The organism is Streptomyces sp. NPDC051018 (assembly GCF_044456085.1).
Lineage (GTDB): Bacteria > Actinomycetota > Actinomycetes > Streptomycetales > Streptomycetaceae > Streptomyces.
In genome coordinates this window covers 1-1465 of the sequence record NZ_JBITFN010000050.1, presented here as the reverse complement: position 1 = coordinate 1465, position 1465 = coordinate 1, and the positions used below count along the sequence as shown (strand labels likewise).

The 1465-nt window shown below is 69.4% G+C and carries 1 protein-coding gene and 2 pseudogenes; 1 reads left to right on the top strand and 2 read right to left on the bottom strand.

Annotated features, from left to right (window positions below):
• Positions 1-543, top strand: a pseudogene (locus ACIBCM_RS35255) (serine/threonine protein kinase); the annotation flags it as partial.
• Between the two features lie 186 nt (positions 544-729).
• On the opposite strand, the gene ACIBCM_RS35250 reads toward ACIBCM_RS35255, so the two are convergent.
• Positions 730-1350 (bottom strand): L-threonylcarbamoyladenylate synthase, encoded by a 621-nt coding sequence (locus ACIBCM_RS35250; RefSeq protein WP_399250532.1) that lies wholly within the window; start codon positions 1348-1350, stop codon positions 730-732.
• Between the two features lie 20 nt (positions 1351-1370).
• Positions 1371-1465 (bottom strand): annotated as a pseudogene (locus ACIBCM_RS35245) (transposase); the annotation flags it as partial.

Genomic DNA, 1465 nt, shown 5'->3' with positions numbered 1-1465 from the left:
GTCACCGATCCGTTCGGCGGGGGCGGGCTTCCCGGGGGCTGGGAGGTCCGCAACGACCGCGAGGTGGTCTCCGCCACCATCGCCGTCCCCTCCGAGTACGAACGCGTCGAGAACGACGGCCGTACCGGGGTCGACAGCGTGACCTACTGGGATCCCAGCGGTGTCTTCAAGGTCTATCTGGAACGGGTCAGGACCGGCGAGGCGACCGACGAGATCGCCCCCACCCGGGACGCCTGGCGCGAGCACTACGAGAAGGGCGGGGACAACGGTACCGACGTCAAGGACCAGAGGGTGACCGTCTCGGGGACGAAGCACCAGGGCAAGAACGCCTTCGACACGACCGTGGACCATGTGCCCTACGACGCCGGCGACGACGACCCCATCCGCCGGCGCTGGCAGGAGCGCGTGGTCGCCACCGGCAAGGGCTCCGGCCAGGTCTACTGGCGGCTCAGGGTGGCCGGTCCCTCCGAGGGCTGGGCCGCGAAGACGGGCACGGAACTCTTCGACCGGGTGGCCGAGCACCTCCGCATCCAGGGCCTGTGACCGCGTCCCGCCGTACCGCCGCGGCGGGTTACCGGCAGGGCCGTTGTGCCATGGCGGCGGGATCCCGGCAGAGTACTCCCCCACCGGGGCCCTCACGCCCGCCCTGCGGGCGTGTCTCACTCCGGGGCCCGCTGCTCCCCCGGGCGTCCGACGCCGCCGTCCGGTCCCCGCGGGCTGCTCGGACGGCTACTCGAACCGGTCGGGGTCGCCCGCCCCCCGGCGTACGATCTCGGGCCCGCCGCCCGAGAAGTCGATGACCGTCGTCGGCTCGGTGCCGCAGTCACCCGAGTCGATCACGGCCTCCACGACATGGTCGAGCCGCTCCTTGATCTCCCAGCCCTGGGTGAGGGGTTCGTCCTCGCCGGGCAGAAGCAGGGTGCTGGAGAGCAGCGGCTCCCCGAGTTCGGCGACCAGGGCCTGGGCCACGGTGTGGTCCGGGATGCGGACTCCCACCGTCTTCTTCTTGGGGTGGAGCAGTTGGCGCGGCACCTCCTTCGTCGCGGGGAGGATGAACGTGTAGCTGCCGGGGGTCGCCGCCTTGATCGCGCGGAAGACGTCATTGTCGATCTGTACGAACTGGCCCAGCTGCGCGAAGTTCTGGCAGACCAGCGTGAAGTGGTGACGGTCGTCGAGGTTCCGGATCGACCGGATCCGGCTGATGCCGTCCCTGCTGCCCAGCTGACACCCCAGTGCGTAACAGGAGTCGGTGGGATAGGCGACGAGCCCGCCCGACCGAATGGTGTCGACGACGCCGGTGATCGTGCGCCGTTGAGGATTCTCGGGGTGTACGTCGAAATACTTCGCCATCCGGCGAGTCTAGTGCCGTATCAGGCAATGTTTGCCCTGTCGACGACGGCGCGTAGGTGTCGGTCGTCGGCATGGCGGTTTCGCCAGATGATGTAGCGGCGGATCATGCTGCCCT

Coding starts and splice junctions, on each gene's coding strand:
- ACIBCM_RS35250 (WP_399250532.1), bottom strand. CDS start 1,350: ATGGCGAAGTATTTCGACGTACACCCCGAGAATCCTCAACGGCGCACG.